The sequence below is a fragment of the Sulfurihydrogenibium yellowstonense SS-5 genome (assembly GCF_000173615.1).
Classification (GTDB): domain Bacteria; phylum Aquificota; class Aquificia; order Aquificales; family Hydrogenothermaceae; genus Sulfurihydrogenibium; species Sulfurihydrogenibium yellowstonense.
On record NZ_ABZS01000005.1, the window covers coordinates 1 to 17,506 of the forward strand.

General features: G+C 32.4%; 16 protein-coding genes. 14 read left to right on the forward strand and 2 right to left on the reverse strand.

The features are described from left to right. A partial coding sequence (locus tag SULYE_RS00405; protein ID WP_007545464.1) for a Rid family detoxifying hydrolase occupies window positions 1–311 on the reverse strand: 311 nt, incomplete at its 3' end. Window position 312: 1 nt separating this feature from the next. Next, window positions 313–1,032, reverse strand: a complete 720-nt coding sequence (hisA, locus tag SULYE_RS00410) for a 1-(5-phosphoribosyl)-5-[(5-phosphoribosylamino)methylideneamino]imidazole-4-carboxamide isomerase (protein ID WP_007545465.1) — start codon at window positions 1,030–1,032, stop codon at window positions 313–315. A 686-nt stretch (window positions 1,033–1,718) separates the two neighbouring features. On the opposite strand from hisA, the gene rgy reads away from it, so the two are divergent. The 14 genes from rgy to SULYE_RS00485 all read left to right on the forward strand — a co-directional run. Beyond that, the gene (gene rgy / locus SULYE_RS00420; protein WP_007545468.1) at window positions 1,719–5,153 is read left to right on the forward strand and encodes a reverse gyrase; all 3,435 of its coding nucleotides are present in this window, start codon (window positions 1,719–1,721) and stop codon (window positions 5,151–5,153) included. Window positions 5,154–5,467: 314 nt separating this feature from the next. After that, window positions 5,468–6,490 carry a flagellar motor switch protein FliG gene (gene fliG, locus SULYE_RS00425; protein ID WP_007545470.1) on the forward strand — a complete coding sequence of 341 codons (1,023 nt, stop codon included), beginning with the start codon at window positions 5,468–5,470 and terminating at the stop codon, window positions 6,488–6,490. Between the two features lie 28 nt (window positions 6,491–6,518). Then, window positions 6,519–7,487: a flagellar motor switch protein FliM gene (locus SULYE_RS00430; RefSeq protein ID WP_007545472.1), complete on the forward strand. Its 969-nt coding sequence runs from the start codon at window positions 6,519–6,521 to the stop codon at window positions 7,485–7,487. Continuing rightward, the gene (fliN, locus tag SULYE_RS00435) at window positions 7,471–7,992 is read left to right on the forward strand and encodes a flagellar motor switch protein FliN (protein WP_007545474.1); all 522 of its coding nucleotides are present in this window, start codon (window positions 7,471–7,473) and stop codon (window positions 7,990–7,992) included. The genes SULYE_RS00430 and fliN overlap by 17 nt, the downstream gene beginning before the upstream one ends. A 4-nt stretch (window positions 7,993–7,996) precedes the next feature. After that, window positions 7,997–8,707, forward strand: a complete 711-nt coding sequence (locus SULYE_RS00440) for a flagellar hook-basal body protein (RefSeq protein ID WP_007545476.1) — start codon at window positions 7,997–7,999, stop codon at window positions 8,705–8,707. Between the two features lie 20 nt (window positions 8,708–8,727). Next, window positions 8,728–9,528: a flagellar basal-body rod protein FlgG gene (gene flgG, locus SULYE_RS00445; RefSeq protein WP_007545478.1), complete on the forward strand. Its 801-nt coding sequence runs from the start codon at window positions 8,728–8,730 to the stop codon at window positions 9,526–9,528. A gap of 240 nt (window positions 9,529–9,768) precedes the next feature. Continuing rightward, entirely contained in the window at window positions 9,769–10,281 is a 513-nt protein-coding gene (locus SULYE_RS00450; RefSeq protein WP_007545480.1) for a flagella basal body P-ring formation protein FlgA, read from the forward strand. A 4-nt stretch (window positions 10,282–10,285) separates the two neighbouring features. Continuing rightward, complete coding sequence (locus SULYE_RS00455; RefSeq protein ID WP_007545481.1) at window positions 10,286–10,960, forward strand: flagellar basal body L-ring protein FlgH; 675 nt, start codon at window positions 10,286–10,288, stop codon at window positions 10,958–10,960. Between the two features lie 352 nt (window positions 10,961–11,312). Further along, entirely contained in the window at window positions 11,313–12,404 is a 1,092-nt protein-coding gene (locus tag SULYE_RS00460) for a flagellar basal body P-ring protein FlgI (protein WP_007545483.1), read from the forward strand. A 13-nt stretch (window positions 12,405–12,417) separates the two neighbouring features. Then, window positions 12,418–12,846, forward strand: a complete 429-nt coding sequence (locus SULYE_RS00465; RefSeq protein ID WP_007545484.1) for a rod-binding protein — start codon at window positions 12,418–12,420, stop codon at window positions 12,844–12,846. Window positions 12,847–12,848: 2 nt separating this feature from the next. Then, window positions 12,849–14,930 carry a flagellar biosynthesis protein FlhA gene (gene flhA, locus SULYE_RS00470; RefSeq protein WP_007545485.1) on the forward strand — a complete coding sequence of 694 codons (2,082 nt, stop codon included), beginning with the start codon at window positions 12,849–12,851 and terminating at the stop codon, window positions 14,928–14,930. Further along, entirely contained in the window at window positions 14,920–16,119 is a 1,200-nt protein-coding gene (locus tag SULYE_RS00475) for a flagellar biosynthesis protein FlhF (RefSeq protein WP_007545486.1), read from the forward strand. Before flhA ends, SULYE_RS00475 begins: the two co-directional genes overlap by 11 nt. Continuing rightward, window positions 16,116–16,982: a MinD/ParA family protein gene (locus tag SULYE_RS00480; RefSeq protein ID WP_007545487.1), complete on the forward strand. Its 867-nt coding sequence runs from the start codon at window positions 16,116–16,118 to the stop codon at window positions 16,980–16,982. The genes SULYE_RS00475 and SULYE_RS00480 overlap by 4 nt, the downstream gene beginning before the upstream one ends. A gap of 230 nt (window positions 16,983–17,212) precedes the next feature. Beyond that, on the forward strand, window positions 17,213–17,506 hold a 294-nt coding region (locus SULYE_RS00485; RefSeq protein ID WP_007545488.1), incomplete at its 3' end, for a sigma-70 family RNA polymerase sigma factor.

Consider the following 17,506-nt stretch of genomic DNA (forward strand, 5'->3'; position numbering starts at 1 on the left):
GTTGACCTTGCCGGTTTATGCTCAGTAAAGTATTGACCGTATACTTCATTAACTTTTGCAAAATCGTTTAAATCTTTTAAATAGATCGTTGTTTTTATTACATGATTAAAGTTTAATCCTGCTTCTTCAAGAATTGCTTTTATATTTTCCATAATGACTTTTGTTTGTTCTGCAGCATCTTTGCCTGCAAGTTCATTTGTTTTTGGGTCTATTGCAATTTGTCCTGATAAAAATATTAAATTTTCATACTTAACAGCTTGAGAATATGGACCTATTGGCTTTGGTGCATTTTCTGTGTATATTACTTGCATCTTAAATCTCCTTGAGATTTATTTTTCCTTCATATATAGCTTTACCAACGACTACACCAAAAATTCCAAACTCTTTTTTTTCATAAAGCTTTATTACATCTTCTAAACTGCCAACGCCACCTGATGCAATTACCGGATGTTTTAGATTTTTTGCAAGTTCAACTGTTGCTTCAACGTTTGCTCCTATCATTACTCCATCTCTGCTTACATCTGTAAATAAAAATCCAAATATATCTAAATCATCATATTTTTTAGCAAATTCTAATGGTGAAACTTCTGTTTTTTCTGTCCAGCCTTTAATGGCAACCTTTCCGTCTTTTGCATCTATTCCAACAATTACTTTATTTGGAAAACTTTCAACTATTTTATAAAACTCCTCCGGATTTTGATAAGCTAAGCTACCAATTACAACTCTTTCAACGCCTAAATCTAAAACAGCTTTAACAGCTTCAAAACTTCTAAGTCCACCGCCAAACTCTATTGGAATATTAATAGACCTAACTATGCTTTCTAAAATTTTTATATTTTTTGACAGTCCTTCTAATGCACCGTCTAAATCTACAACGTGAATATGTTTAGCTCCTGCATCTTCAAAATATTTTGCCATATCAGCGGGATTTTCATTATAAACTTTCACTTTATCAAACTCACCTTTATAAAGCCTTACAACTTTTCCATCCTTTATATCAATAGCCGGAATAATAAATTCTTTTAATGTCATCAAATACTCCTTATTACTAGATATGTTAAAATTTTATCATAGTTATAAAAGGCAAGGAAAAGTGCTTTAAAATTTTTACTAAGTCTAAAAATTGATTAACTTTCCAATCTGTCATTTTGAAGATGGCGATGAATCTTCGCCTTTATGCCCCTATTTTGTCATTCTGAGCGAAGCGAAGAATCTCGTGTTTTTGTTTTCAAATCAAAAAATCAAAACATGAGATCCTTTAGACTAAAGCCTTAGGGATGGCGGAGAAAGTGAAGAGTATCGGCAATTCACGAATTACCATTACACATTATCATGTTAGCAGCTCTTTTATTCATAATTCTAAATCCATAGGAAGAATCGCATACATAAGAATGTTTGCAAAAATCCACACAGTCATTCTGCAGCCGGTGAAGAATCTTGACCTCAAAGACGTCATTCTGAGCGAAGCGAAGAATCTCATGTTTTTTTCTTTTCAAGTCAAAAAATCAAAAAAAGATCCTGCGGACTAAAGTAGTCGGGATGACACGGAAATACAAATTTACAAAAATTTTGGAACATCCTTAATCCTCAAGATGACACGAAAAAGTAAGCTTTACAAGAATTTTGGAATACTCTCACATTCTCTTAAAACTTACAATTTATGTATAATTTATTACTCAAAACAAAAATTTTAATCAGATAAAAAGAGGTGGAGCTTAATGATAGCAAGCATTTTTAAAAACCTCTGTCCTAACTGCAGCGGAGATATTACGTCGGAAAGATTATACAAAGGCTTTCCTTGTGACAAATGTTTACCACAAGAGCCAAAAGAAGATGTTTGCGATGTTTTAGACAAAGGAAAGTTTAAAAAATTATGTGATATTGATGATGAAGTTAACAATTGGCAAAACTTTTTTAGAAAGCTCATAGGTTCTCATCCATGGAGCTTACAGATAACTTGGGCTAAAAGATTTTTCTTAAATCGTTCTTTTGCACTTTTAGCACCTACCGGCATAGGTAAAACTTCTTTTGGTCTATCGATTGCATCGTATATAGCACAAAAAGATAAAAAATCTTACGTAATTCTTCCAACAAAACTGTTAGTCAATCAAACTGTAAAAAAACTTACTCAAATATTCAAGCTAAAAGAAGACCAAATTCTATTTTTTGGCGAAGAAAACAAAAAAGAAAAAGAAGCCAAATTAGAAAGATTTAAAGATGGAGATTTTTCTGTACTGATTACAACTTCTATGTTTTTATACAAAAATCATGACAAGATTCCAAAAGATTTTTCTCTCGTGTTTGTTGATGACGTAGACTCCTTCTTAAAAACCGCAAAAAACATAGACAAAGCACTTTATTTACTTGGCTTTGATGAAAAGGATATAAACCTTGCGTTAGAAGTTATCAAACTAAAAGCAAAGCAGAATAAGACAGATGAAGATTGGAACAAAATAAACCAGCTTACAGAAAAGCTTAGAAAGATAGAAGCAAAAAGAAAAGGTGTGCTGATAGTTTCATCTGCAACTTCAAACCCAAAGTCAAACAGAATAAAGCTTTTTAGAGAACTTCTTGGCTTTGAGGTAGGAACTCCAACATTTTACTTGAGAAACATTATAGATTCTTATGATGATATAGAAAATCACGAATTATCAGAGCTTATAAAAAAACTTGGGAAAGGTGGGCTTGTATTTATACCTTCTGACAAAAAGAAAGAATATACTGAAGAAGTTAAAGAATATTTAACAAAAAAAGGAGTTACGGCTGCTACCTACGAAGAAATTGACGACGAAATCTTAAAGAAATACGAAAATGGAAAGATAGATGTTTTGATTGGTATATCTTCTTACAGAAACCCATTGGCAAGAGGCATAGACCTTCCTCATGTAATCAGATATGCAATTTTTTATGGCGTTCCAAAGATTGTACTATCATTAAAATTTGAATCAAACCTAAGCCATCTACTTTGGGCACTTAGTTCTATAAGAGCATACATTTTGAAAAAATTTCCACAGTATGCAGTCCAAATTGATAAATGGATAACTCAATTAAAAAAATATCAGTATCTAACAGAAGAATTTTTACAAAACAATCCAAATCTAAAAGAAAAAGTAGATAATCTAAGATTGGAAGTAGGACAGTTTTTAAACTCAGAAGAGATAATAAATCTTTTAAAGGAATCTAACGAAGTTACCCTTAGAAAAGATGAAGATGGATATAAGCTCGTCGTATCTGATGTAACAGGATACTTGCAAGCAAGCGGAAGAACTTCCAGAATGTACAGCGGTGGAATCACAAAAGGATTATCAGTAATTTTGATAGACGATAAAAAAGCCTTTAATCATCTGCAAAAAAGAGTCAGATGGTTTAGCGATGATATTGAATTTGTAGATTTTAAGTCAATCGATTTAGACAAAATTCTTAAAGAGATAGACTTAGACAGAGAAAAGGTAAGGAAGATACTAAAAGGTGAGATTAAGTTTGAGAAAGTAGAAAGCATCTTAAAGCCAGTTTTAATAGTAGTAGAATCTCCAAACAAAGCAAGAACCATAGCAAACTTCTTTGGAAAAGCTATAAGAAGAAGAGTAAACGACCATGAAATCTTAGAGACATCAGTAGATGATAGATACTTAATGATTACTGCATCCTTCGGTCATATTCTTGACCTTAATAAAGAGCTTGGATATCATGGAGTTTTTGTAAAAGACCATATTGAACCAGTTTATGAATCAATTGAAGGAAAGGAAGAAATCATAGAAAGCATCAGGTCTGTAAGCTTTGAGAGTTTAGAAGTATACGTTGCAACAGACCCGGACACAGAAGGCGAAAAGATAGGATGGGATGTTGAACTACTTTTAAAACCTTACGTTAAAAATATTCAAAGAATGGAATTTCATGAAGTAACAAAAAAAGCAATCATTAACGCAATTAAGAACCCGAGAGATTTTGATGAAAATTTAGTAAAAGCCCAAATAGTTAGAAGAGTGGCAGACAGATGGGTTGGGTTTGAATACTCTCAGCTACTGCAAAAAGCTTTTGGTAAAAATTGGCTTTCGGCAGGTAGAGTTCAGACACCTGTGCTTGGATGGATTATAGAAAGAGAAAAAGAAAGAAAGCAAAAAATTTACAGAATAACAATCACACTCGGGCAAAACAGTAGAAAACTTGAATTGGACATAGACTATCAAAACAAGCAAGATGCAGAAAATATCTTTAATAATCTAAATAACATTGAAATTATTGTAAAGGAAATTAAAGAAGAAGAGAAAAATCCTCTTCCACCATACAGAACAGACACAATGCTAAAAGATGCAAGCGATAGATACAGATTTTCGCTCCCAAAAACAATGGAATTAGCACAAGACCTATTTGAGCTTGGATATATTACATACCATAGAACAGATTCAACAAGAGTTTCTGATGTTGGTATAGCTTTAGCAAGAGAGTATATAGAGGAAGCATTTGGAAAGGATTATTTCCAGGCGAGAGTTTGGGGAGAAGGTGGAGCTCATGAATGTATAAGACCAACAAGAGCAATGGAAACAGAAGAGCTAAAATCCATGATTTTAAGCGGTCAGTACGAAGGCTTAACCTTTGACCATATAAAGCTTTATGACCTTATCTTTAAACGTTTCATAGCTTCTCAAATGAGAGCTGTTAAGTTTAAAGCGAAAGATGTAATCATAAAAGGCTTTGGATTCGAATTAGAAAAAGTTTTACATACAGATATTATTCAAGATGGATGGAATAAAATATTACCAGCCGAACTTCATCCAGATTTAGAAGGAATAATTGATATAAGCAATAATAAACAGTTTAAAATCGTACCAAAAGCATTCCCATTTACCCATGGAGAACTTGTATTTAGAATGAAAGAAAGAGGCATCGGAAGACCTTCCACGTATGCAACAATCATTGCTAAACTTCTTGAAAGAAAATATGTAATAGAAAAGAAAGGGTTACTGTTTCCAACTTCTATGGGTATAAAAGTTTATCAGTATTTAAACAGCTTAGAGCATGTAAGAGAGTTTTTATCAGAGGAGTTTACAAGAAAATTAGAAGAGCTTATGGATAAGGTAGAAGTTGGCGAAAAAGATTACGAAGCTATACTTTTCGAATTGTTTGAAAAAATTAAATTAAGACATGATAGCTGAGATGTTTATTTTAGAATTCTTTACTCGACTGCAAAACGACGATAATGTTTTCTTGTTTATCATCCAGCAGCAAAGTGATGGGTCTTATACAAATAGTGTAAAATATAGATTATAGTTTTTGCATACCTTGGGGTGAGAAATTAGCAGTTTTTATAAAATTTAAAAATAAGATCCTTCGGCCTTACGGCCTCAGGATGACAAGAATAATCTAATTTCGTCATTCTGAAGCCGGCTAAGAATCTCATACTTTTTTGAATTTCTCATCGAAATACATTTGATAAGTCATAAAAATATAACTTTAATGGAGGCTTAAATTGGCTGAGGAAAAAAGTAAATTAAAAGGATTAGAAAAAGCAGCCATATTATTGTCTATATTACCAGAAGAAAAGAATGTGAAAATTTTTAAACATCTTAAACAAACAGAACTTGAGAAGATTATCAAAGCATTACTCACATTAGAAGAGCCGACAAAAGAAAATATTAAAGCAGTTATTCAAGAAGCATATAAAAATTTATCAGAGGCAGCACCTTTAAAACTTCTTCCGGATAATATAAAAAAGATACTAGAAAAAGCGTTGCCTCCGGAAAAAGTTAAAGAACTGTTTGAAGGCTTGGTAATGGCTGAAGAAGGGAAAGCAGTTTTCCAGGAAATTGAGAAGCTTCCTGCAAAGGTAGTAGCAAACCTAATTAAAAATGAACATCCTCAAGTTATTGCTTTAATATTAACACAGCTAAAACCACAAAAGGCAGCAGAAATAATCCAATATTTACCAAGAAGGCAGGGCATTTCTAACATCCAAGAAGAAGTTATAAAAAGAATTGCATCCTTAGAAAAAGTTTCATCTAACATGATTAAAACCGTTGCTGATTCTTTAGAAGAGGAACTATATACAATAGGAGCTGGAAAAGAAGAAATGTTGAGCGGAATTGATGTTTCAGCAGAAATAGTAAACAACTTACCAAAAGATTTAGCTCAAGAAATACTTGATGAAATAAGAAAAGAAGCACCTTCTCTTGCAGACAGTATAGAAGAGCGTATGTTCAAATTTGAGGATATTATTAAACTTGATAATAGAGCTATTATGGAAATTCTCAAAGCTGTTGATAAAAATGACCTACTTATTGCTCTTAAAGGTGCTCCACAAGAAATTATTGATAAATTTACTGCTAATATGTCAAAAAGAGCTGCTCAAATGTTTTTGGAAGATATGGAAGTGCTTGGTCCTGTTAAAAAATCTGATGTTGAAAATGCAAGGAAAAAGATTATACAGGCTATTAAAAATCTCATACAATCTGGCGTTATTGAATATGGAGCAGGTGGTGAAGAAATGTTATAATTAGGTTAGGTCAAAAGAGGTGGCAAGGATGTCTGACTTTTTATCTCAGGATGAGATAGATGCATTAATAGGTGGAGGTAAATCTTCTCTAGCTGCAGAAGAAAAAATAAAAGAAAAGCCATTTGATTTTAGTAGACTTGAGAAGATTCAAAAAGGCGGATTTCAAGGGTTAGAAGTTTTATTTGAAAAGTGGGTGAAAATCTTTAGAGAAGAAATTAGGGCTGAATTTCCTGTGGTAAACATGGTCTCCAAAGGTAAAATAGCAACAATGAGATTTGGAGACTTTATTGGAAAAATTCCGCTGCCGGCGTCGTATACAATTTTTAATATGAAGCCTTTGAAAGACCCATCACTTTTGATCATAGACTCTCGCGTTGTTTTTAACTTAGTAAGTGCTTTGTTTGGTGGAGGAGCAAGACCTTTTAAGATTGAAGGAAGAGAATTTACAAAGCTTGAAATCAGAATAATTGAAAAATTAGTAGACATTGTTTTGGGAAGTTTTGAAAAGATATGGAAAGATATATATCCAATTGAAATTGAAAGAAAGAGTATAGAGTTTAATCCAATTTTGGTAAGAATAGTATCTCATGCAGAAAAAGTTATTGTAGCAGAAATTATGATAGATATTGAGGGTTTAGAAGTTCCTTTAACATTTACATTCCCACAAATGCTGTTTTTACCCATCAAAGATATTCTTTTTACAGATACATTTGGCTCTGAAGTATCACCTGAATGGAGAAAAGAACTTATTAAGAAGTTATTAAAAGTGAACCTTAACCTAACATTAGAATTAGATAAATTTAGTGTCTTAGTGGAAGAATTTTTAAACTATGAAGTTGGAACAGAAATAATACTAAACAAAAAACAATCTGAAGAATTGGACTTAAAAGTTGAAGATAAGGTTAAATTTAAAGCAAGCATAGGCAAATTAGACAAAAAATTCGCTGCAATGATAACAAAAATAATCAAGGAGAACGGTAATGGAGGAAATGGATAAACAAGAGAATAAACCTGAAGACAACCAAGAAGATTTAGCAGCTGCTTGGTCTGAAATGTTAAATGAAAGTGAGAAAAAGGGAGGGTCGCAGGAAGATTTGGCAGCTCAGTGGTCTGAAATGTTGAATAAAGATAAAAATGAATCTGTTGACGCAGATATTCATCAAACGCTGTTAAAAAAATCAGAAAAAAAAGAAAGCTTTACAAAAGAAGAATTTAGTCCAGAAATTTTAAATAAACTTGATATTCTTTTAGATATTCCTATTACAATTACAGTAGAAATAGGCTCAAAATCTATGCCTATAGAAGAGATTTTGAAACTTGCTCCAAGTTCTGTGATAGACTTAGACAGATATTTAAATGAACCTATAGATTTAAAAGTAAATGGTGTTCTTGTTGCAAAAGGGGAGCTTTATCAGGTAGATGATAATTTTGCAATAAAGATAACTGAAATTTTGACGAAAGAAGAAAGGGTAAGACTTGTTTCAAGTCAAATAAGAGGTTAAAAAAATGGCAATAAATTTTCAACCAATTTATATTCTTGCTTCAGGTGGAGAAAGAGCTACAGAACAGCTTGATACAACTACAAACAATATAGCCAACAGCAATACGCCCGGCTTTAAAAAACTTCTCCTTAGAGAAATGAGTCAAAAAATACCAGAAAATAAAGGAAAAGTTGGAGATCTACTTGTTTTTCCACGTTTTATGGATAGTCCGGTTTTAAACTTTCAAGGACCATTAATTAAAACAGAAAATAATTTAGACTTAGCGATTGTAGGAGATGGATTTTTTACAGTTGAAAGCGCTATAGGAAGATACTACACAAGAAATGGTCATTTTTCAATAAATCAGGAAGGCTATTTGGTAGATGTAAATGGTGCTTATGTTTTAGATGAGAATTTTAGAAGAATTCAAATTCAGGATAGCAAATTTCAAATAACGCCTAAAGGCGAGATTTATCAAAATGGACAGATTACAGGAAGAATAAGAGTAGTTAATTTGCAAAATTTACAAGCTGTAGGAAGCTCATACTATCAAGGACAAGAACAGCAAACAACCAACTTTGAAATAAAACAAGGGTACCTTGAAGGAGCAAACCTGAATGTTGTTAAAGAAATGGTTGAAATGATTAACAATCATAGAAGATTTGATATATACATGAATCTTGCAAAATCTCTTGATATGTTAGAGGGTAAAGTTAACGAGATTGGAAAAGCATAAAAAGTTAAGGAGGTACTAAAATGTTAAGAGCATTATGGACATCAGCGTCAGGGATGGAAGCACAACAGACAAATTTAGATGTGATTTCTCACAACATAGCTAACGTGAATACAGTTGGATTTAAAAGAAGTAGAGCTAATTTCGAAGATTTGATCTATCAAGATGTGAGAGACCCGGGTGTTTTAAGCTCAACTCAGAATAGAGTTCCGGCAGGGATTCAGATAGGTTTAGGCGTGAAAGTGTCTGATGTTGCAAAAATGTTTTCTCAGGGAAGTTTGATGAAAACAGATAATCCTTTGGATGTTGCGATACAAGGTGAAGGATTTTTCAAAATAGAAATGCCTGATGGAAGCGAAGCTTTTACAAGGGCTGGAAATTTCCAACTAGATAACGAAGGATATATAGTAAATCCAGAAGGATATAGATTAAGTCCAAACATACAAATTTCAGCTCCAGAAACAGTTTTAAACATTTCTATAAGTCCAAATGGAAAAGTTATCGTAGTTAGAAATAGCGGTGGACAACAGACAACGGAAGAAGTTGGAAATATAAAGCTTTACAAATTCATAAACCCGGCGGGACTTAAAGCAATAGGGGGAAATCTATTTAAGTATACAGAAGCTTCCGGACAACCTATAGAAGGAGACCCAAATACTGATGCTTTTGGAAAGCTTACACAAGGATTTTTAGAAATGTCTAACGTAAACATAGTAGAAGAAATGGTAAATCTAATAGTAGCACAAAGAGCTTACGAAGTTAACTCGAAAGGTATTATTACGGCAGACGAAATGCTTAGGACCGTAAGTACATTGAAAAGTTAATAATTTTTAGATTAATGCTTTGGGTAAAAAATTAGCGGTTTTCATAGAATTTAAAAAGGAGATTCTTCGGACTTACGTCCTCAGGATAACAGGAAAAGGTTGATTGCAAGCATCATAGAATTCGTCATTCTGCAGGTGGCGAAGAATCTCCTATTTTTATTGAATTTATTACCTAATGAATAATTACTTTAATGAGAGATTGATAATTTTTAGAAGATTGAATAAATTAAGGATAAAAAGATGAGTGCAAAACTTTGGAACATAGTTTTATTGCTTGTTTTACTTACAATTTTTTATGTAAAAGCTGGCGAAAGGCTTGAAAAAGCTAAAAATATGGCTTTAGAGTATGCAAAGGAAAATTATAAAGATGTTGAGATAATAGACGTAGTTAAAATACCACAGAGTTATGAGGAAAAGTTAAGTAAAGATTTTAATAAAGTTGAATGTAAAAGCAAAGGAAAAAGCAGTATTTATCTGTATTTAGATTGTACTTATTTGAAAGATGAAGAAATAGTTGCAACGATCCCTATTACGTTTAGAATATCAGCTACTACAAAATATAAAATTGTAAAAAATCAAAAAGTCGGCATAGTTTATTTGAATAAAAACATAAAAATACAAATGCTTGGCGTAGCTCTTGAAAACGGTAAAGAAGGGGATTACATTAAAGTTAAAAATATATCTACAGGTAAAGAATTGGTAGGAAAAGTTATCTCTAATGATACTGTTTTGATAGAAGCAAGCAGGGAGTAAGAAAATGAAAAGGTTATTACTGTTATTCGGAGTAATAGGTTTTATCACAGTAGGATGTGCAAAAAAAACGTCAGAGTATGGAAAGCCATTTAACCCAAATCCACCCGAGATAGAGCAGGAAAAAGTTGTAAGAACACCCGGCTCTTTATACACAGGTACTTACAACAATTTATTTTCCGATTCTAAAGCTTTCACGGTTGGAGATATTATAACAATAAGAGTTGTTGAAAACATAGCCGGACAGACTGCTTCTAATACAAACACACAAGAGCAACAGAAGATGGATTTAAACGTTCCATCGCCAAAGCTAATGGGTAAAGATTTAATAAATAAAACTCCAATAGCCGGCATAACAGAGCAAAACTCAGACACCTATAAAGGGTCTGCATCTACAAACAGAAAATCAACTCTAATAGCAACAATTTCTGCAAGGGTTACGAAAGTTTATCCAAACGGAAACTTATTTATAGTGGGGAAAAAGGTTGTTAAAGTTAACGATGATTACCAAACACTTGTAATTTCAGGCATTGTAAAGCCTACTGATATAATGCAAGATAACTCTGTAGATTCTTCAAGAATTTCGGATATGTATGTAGAGTACAATGGGAGAAGTTATATGGCAGATAGCTCAAGACCGGGCTGGTTAGCACAATTCTTAAAAAGAATCTGGCCGTTTTAAGATAATGCTTATAATTGGCAGTCACACTAAAAATAATATAAAATAACCTTTATACCTTGGGTGATAAATCAGCGGTTTTTGTAAAATTTAAAAATGAGATCCTTTAGACTTACGGCCTCAGGATGACAAGGAACAATCTAATTTCGTCATTCTGCAGCCGGCGAAGAAACTCAAGTTTTTGTTGAATTTCTCAACAGACGTATTAAAAATAATTTAAAATAACTTTATGAAAATTGAATAAATGAAAGTTAAAGAGTTATCTTTCTAAAGCTGATGAAGAATCTCCTGCTTTTATTTAATTTTTACCTTACATAGCTTTTCACAAAAGATGATTATTAGGAGAATTAAAGGGATGTGGAAAAAGGTCTTAATTGCAATAGTTCTTATAACAAGCCTTTCTTTTGCTACTGAAGTAAAAATCCGAGACGAAGTATACGTTGAAGGTTTTAGACCAAACTATCTTACCGGATATGGTATAGTCGTTGGTTTGAATGGAACTGGGGATGGGACTACAAGCAGATACACATTAATCAGTATAGCCAATATGTTAAGAAAGCTTGGAATTTACATAGACCCTACCCAAGTAAGAACAAAAAACGCTGCTGCTGTTATGGTTACTGCTAACCTACCACCATTTGCTAAGCCAGGGATGGCAATAGATGTCCAAGTAGCATCGATTGGTGATGCAAAAGATATTGCTAATGGTTTATTAATAAGAACGCCTCTTTATGGACCGGATGGGAAGATCTACGCCTTTGCACAAGGACCTGTATCAACCGGCGGTGGCTTTTTAGAATCAAATAAAGGTGGAAAGGTTCAAAAAGGATTTCCAACCGCAGGCATTATTCCAAACGGTGCAATCGTTGAAGAAGAGTTGCCATTTGACTTTAATTCTATGACAGAAGTGACCTTAAGTCTTAAAAATCCAAGTTTCTCAAAGGCTCAAGAAATTGCCAAAGTAATAAATCAAAAATATCCAGGATTAGCAGTTGTTCAAGACCCTACTTCAATAAAAGTTAGACTGCCGCAAACCAAAAATAAAACAGAATTTTTAGCAGAGATTTTAGACCTAAAAATAAAAACCGATAAAGACAATGTACCAACTATAGTATTTTACGAAAAAACAGGAACTGTAATAATGAGTGGAGATGTAGTTATAGACACTCCTGTTTACGTATCGCATGGAAGTATTTATGTTACAGTAGAAAAAACGCCTGTAATCTCACAACCACCACCTTTATCCGATGGCCAAACAGTAGTGACCCAAGGGGTAACTACTAAAGTTCAAGAAGAAAAAGGTAGAATTATATCCATAGAATCAGCAAAACTTTCTGATTTAGTAAAAGCATTGAATGATTTAGGAGTTTCTCCATACGATTTAATAGCAATACTGCAAGCCATAAAAGCCGCAGGTAAATTACACGCAGAAATAAAAGTAATGTAAGGGGGAGATAGAAATGTTTAAAGACCTTCCACCGTTAGAAGATTTGATAAAAGAGCTAAAAGATATAAAAGATGTAGGTATAAAATCTCAAAAGCGCAACAATAACAGCTTTGATAAATCTCTGCAGACATATTTGAACCAACCAAAACAAGATGTAATAAAGCCTATAAAATCTTACTTTGACTTAAAATCTATACAAGAATCAAAAACACCGGAGGAAGTTGCAAATACATTTCAAACAATCTTCTTTGAAATGATGCTTAAAGAGATGAAAAACGGCCTTTTTGAATTTTCATCTTCAGATTTTGGAAATAAGATGTATATGGATATGTTTTTTATGCAGCTTGCTCAGGTAATGGCGGATTCTAACCAAATTGGACTTAAGGATTATATACTTAATGCTATTAACAATTACACTAAAAACTCAAAACCAGAAGGTTAAAATTGGATAGAGTTTTACCTATTTTTGACAAAATAAACCAAAATTCAGATGCGATAATTATCGTTTTTATACTTATAATTCTTGGTTCTTTAGTTTTACCAGTTCCACCGTTATTGCTTGATATACTTCTTACAATGAGCATTAGCTTTTCCATGCTAATTTTAATGGCTACGGTTTATGTTGATAGTCCTTTAAAAATATCTTCTTTTCCTTCTTTACTTTTGCTTGCAACACTATTTAGATTATCTTTAAACGTTGCATCAACAAGAAGAATTTTACTGCATGGACACGAAGGACCAGATGCAGCAGGGCACGTTATACAGTCTTTCGGGCAGTTTGTCGTTGGTGGTAGTTATGTAGTTGGTATTATAGTGTTTTTAGTGCTTGTAATCATCAACTTTATTGTTATCACAAAAGGTACAGAAAGAATTTCAGAAGTGGCTGCAAGGTTTACGCTCGATGCTATGCCGGGTAAACAGATGAGTATAGATGCAGACTTAAATAGCGGTCTTATAGATGAGAAAGAAGCTCAAAGAAGACGTCAAGAAATTCAAAGAGAAGCAGATTTTTATGGGGCGATGGATGGTGCAACTAAGTTTATTCGTGGCGATGCTATAGCTGCAATAATCATTACCTTTATAAATATGATTGGTGGAATCATAATTGGAATGGTTCAAAAAGGAATGGATTTCCAATCGGCATTACAAAACTTTACAATTTTAACAATAGGTGATGGATTGGTGTCCCAAATACCGGCTCTTATCACGTCAACAGCTGCAGGTTTAATGGTTACCCGTGCTGCTTCAGAAACAAACCTTGGTAAAGAAATATTTACACAGCTAACAAGTATTCCAAAAGCCTTATGGATGGCGTCAGGTGCTGTGTTTACCATGGGAATTGTTCCAGGTATGCCAACTTTACCATTTTTAATACTTTCGGCAATTCTTGGATTTTCAGGATACATAATGCATCTAACACTTAAAGAGAGAGAAAAAACAGAGAAAGAAGAAAAAGCTAAAGAAGTTATCAAACAGTTAGAAGAAGAGCAACCGGAGAGCTATATATCTCCACCGGAAGTTTTAACTTTTGAGATAGGATACAGATTAATCAAATTAGTTGATGAATCACAAGGCGGCGAGCTTATTAAAAGAATAAAAAATTTAAGAAAACAATTAAGTAAAGAGCTTGGACTGATAGTTCCACCTGTACATATAAAAGATAATTTAGAATTAAAGCCAAATGAATATAGAATTTTAATTAAAGGTGTAGAAGTAGCAAGGTACGAAGTAGACCCGGATAAATATCTTGCATTGGATACAGGTTCTATTAGAGAAAAAGTAGAAGGCGTTCCAACAAAAGACCCGGCCTTTGGGTTAAATGCTTTATGGATAGACGAAGCTAACAAAGACAGGGCAAAGCTAAACGGATATACAGTTGTAGATGTACCTACCGTAATAGTTACTCATTTATCAGAAATAATCAAAAGATACTCTTACGAAATACTTACAAGAATGCAAGTTAAAGAAATCATTGATAATATTGCAAAAAGTTATCCTATAATAAAGGATATTATTCCATCACAAGTTCCTTTAAACATACTTCATAAAGTTCTTCAAAATCTTTTAAAAGAAGGAATTCCTATTACAGATATCATTACTATTGTAGAGGCATTAGCAGATAATATAAACAAAACACAAGACCCGGATATCTTAACTGAGTACGTTCGCGCAGCATTAAGCAGAATGATTACTTCGATGTTTGCCAAAAACGGACAACTTACAGCATTAATACTTGGAAATAAAACTCAAGAGTATTTAATAAATTTACTTAAAGAGAACGATTGGCAGATGCCACCATTAAATCCTGTTTTTGTTCAAAAGTTAATAACAGAAATATCCAAACATTTAGAAAACTTTATTATTCAGGGCGCAACCCCTGTATTATTAACATCTCCAAACGTAAGAAGATATATCAAGCAAATCATCGAAAACTATATACCTAACTTACAAGTTTTGTCTTATTCAGAGATTGATAGTAAAATAAAATTAAATATTATTGGAGTTGTGGAAGTAGATGGAACCTAAAATAAAAATCTTTGAAGGCTATGATTTAAACAAATTGATGCACCAAATAAAAGAAAATTTAGGCGAGGAGTTTAAAATTCTATATCAAAGTGAGATAAAAGAAAAAACAAAAATTCCATTTTTAAAGAAAACAAAATATATCCTCATAGTTGAACCAATAGAAAATAAAATTTCTTTTGAGGATATCTTATCTGAAAATCTAAAAGAGGAGGATGAAAAAGAAGAAGTACAAGTTTACAACCCATTTAAGGCAGAAATTAGACAGGAAATTGTTGAAAAAGCTGAACCTGTTATAAAAACTACAACTCATAATGATTTGAATCAAAAACTAAATATAAAAGAAGAGTATTACGATAATAATATAACATACAGAGAAATCACAGAAGAGTTTACAGGAAAAGCTTTAGACTTGATTAATTTACTGATTCAAAAGGATGTCGAGCTGACGGTTGCTAAAGAAATTGTGAGAAATGCTTGTGGCTTAGAAATGGGTTCAAATAAGTTAGATTTAAAACACTTTACATATAGAGAATCTCTTATAGAAGGTCTTGAAAAAAGCTTTATTTTTAAAGGAGATATCTTTAAAGATTCTGACAGAAGGAGAGTTGTAGCTTTTTTGGGACCAACCGGTGTTGGAAAGACAACAAATCTATTTAAAGTAGCTTCAAAGCTTATTTTAGAAGAGAACAGAAAGGTTGCTGTTGTATCGATAGATACATTTAAAGCAGGAGCAGGAGATCAAGCAAGAAGCTACTGCAACATACTTGGAATACCTTTCCAGATCTTATCCGACCCTAAAAAGCTAAGAGAAACTGTGGATGATTTTGATTTTGTAGATGTTTTACTAATAGATACTATAGGAAGAAGCCATTATGACCATTGGAAGCTCGGGGAAATAAAGGAAACTTTACGTTTGATTGATGAAATAGAGTACATGATGGTGGTAAGCTGCAACTGGAAAAATAAAGAGAGTTATAATTTAATTCAAAAATATAGAAAATTCTTTAACATCAATTATCTGTTTTTTACAAAAATTGATGAAACAGCTTATCCTGGTACGATATTAAATTTAGCATATAAAACTAAACTTCCGTTAACATATATAAGTACAGGTCAGAATGTTCCTGAAGATTTAAAAATTATTACTCCTGAAAGACTTGCTTCGTATCTGCTTATGGAGAATGAATGATGGAGCAACAGTTAAAACAGTTAAAAGAGCTTGTTAATAAAGCAAATCCTGAAACTATACAAACGAAAAAAAATCCAAAATTTTTATGTGTATCAAGCGGTAAAGGTGGAGTAGGAAAAACAAATTTTTCAATAAACTTAGCTTATATATTGGCGAACAATTTTGATAAAAAAGTTCTTCTGATAGATGCTGATATTGGACTTGGCAACATTCATGTCATATTAAACATTCCACTGATAAAATCTTTAAAAGAATTTTTTGAAGGTAAAGATATAGAAGAGAGTATACTAAAAGTTAAAAACTTTGATTTAATACCAGGGTTTTCCGGTATAGACAATATAAGCGATATAGAAAACATAGATTTAAATCATTTGATAAAGAGATTAGACGAAATATCCGGAGAATATGACTACATCATAATAGATACAGCTGCAGGGATTGGTAAAGAAGTAATAAATTTTATCCTTCCTTCAGACAAAACATATATCATAACAACACCTGAGCCTACAGCCCTTACCGATGCTTATAGTCTAATAAAATCTGTCTTTAAAATTTATGGCTATTCTAATTTTAAAATAGTAATTAACATGTGTAGAAGTGAAGAAGAAGGGATAGAAACTTTTGAAAGACTTTCAAATTCTTGTAAAAGATTTCTAAATTTAGAATTAAATCTTGCAGGGATATTGCCATTTTCTGAAAATCTTAAGAAGAGTGTTATATCAAGAACATTAATTTCTGAAAGTTATAAAACAGACTCCTTTACAAAAAATTTAATTGAAATCGCAAAAAAAGAAACAGGAGAAGATATCAAAAGAGAAAATAAAGAAAGCTTCTTTAAAAAACTGTTTTCTTTTATTAAATAATTAAGTGAATAAGCAGGAAAGCCTTAGGGTGAGAAATTAGTGGTTTTTATAAAATTTAAAAATGAGATCCTTCGGGCTAAAGCCCTCAGGATGACAGTCAAAGGGTGAATGATAAACATTAAAGGAAGAATAACCTTAGGTGTCATTCTGAGCGTTAGCGAAGAATCTCCTACTTTTACCAATTTCTCACCTGACATATAAATAAGTAAATAAGTAAGAAAGAGGCGGATGTGAACTTAAGTAAAGAGCAAAAAAAGGAAATAGTTGAAGAACATATTGGCTTAGTTAAAAAAGTTGCTTCAAAAATATTTTATAGATTGCCGGATTGTGAGATAGAATTTGATGATTTGGTGCAAACCGGCATTGTAGGACTATTAAAAGCTCTTGAAAATTACAATGAAGATAAAGGTAAATTTTCAACCTATGCATACATCAGAATTAGAGGAGAAATTCTTGATTTTCTAAGACAGCAAGATATTATGCCAAAAACGGAAAAAGATAAAATCACCATAGAGTATGCAGAT